The sequence below is a fragment of the Microbulbifer mangrovi genome (assembly GCF_002009015.1).
Classification (GTDB): Bacteria; Pseudomonadota; Gammaproteobacteria; order Pseudomonadales; family Cellvibrionaceae; genus Microbulbifer; species Microbulbifer mangrovi.
This window is the reverse complement of record NZ_LZDE01000079.1, coordinates 1-659: the sequence shown is the minus strand read 5'-3', so window position 1 is coordinate 659 and position 659 is coordinate 1. Positions and strand designations below refer to the sequence as shown.

The window sequence follows — 659 nt, the reverse complement described above, 5'->3', positions numbered from 1 at the left end:
CAACTACGTCAACAAAGGCGACTTCGCAGACTATTCCATCTCCGTTGCCCAAGCGGGCACTTACGACATTACCTATTACATCGGCACCGGCGTAGCCGGTGGCCAAGTCGATTTTCTGTTATTCGAGGGTGGAAGCTGGGTCAACAAAACACAAAAGGCCGTTCCCAATGTGGGCTGGGACAACTTTCAGCCTCTCGCGGGCGGTTCGGTTTACCTGAGCGCGGGTACCCATCAGCTACGCCTGTACGGCGGAGGCACAAACGATTGGCAATGGAATCTGGACAGATTAGTCCTCACAGCCAATTAATGAGCCCACAAAAATAACCGTCGCCCCCGGCATGGGGCAAAAGGAACAACGCCATGAAAACCACTGCTATCGCAATGACCGCCATCGCCCTGTCATCAACTGTACTTGCCGCAGATTGGGACGGAATCCCTGTACCCGCCGACCCCGGAGAAGGTAATACCTGGGAACTCCAATCACTGTCGGATGATTTCAACTACGACGCAGCCGCTTTTGGTAAGAGTGAAGCTTTCTTTGAACGCTGGAGTGAAGGCTTTATCAACCCGTGGCTGGGCCCCGACCTGACCGAATTTTACAGACCAAACTCGTCGGTCGAAAATGGCAACCTGATTATCAAGGCGAGCCGCAAGCCGGG

1 protein-coding gene and 1 pseudogene are annotated in these 659 nt (G+C 54.0%); both read left to right on the top strand.

Annotated features, from left to right (window positions below; genetic code table 11):
- On the top strand, positions 1–307 hold a 307-nt coding region (locus tag B4U49_RS00350; RefSeq protein WP_143735424.1), incomplete at its 5' end, for a carbohydrate-binding protein.
- A 53-nt stretch (positions 308–360) separates the two neighbouring features.
- A pseudogene (locus B4U49_RS00345) lies at positions 361–659 on the top strand (carbohydrate-binding protein); the annotation flags it as partial.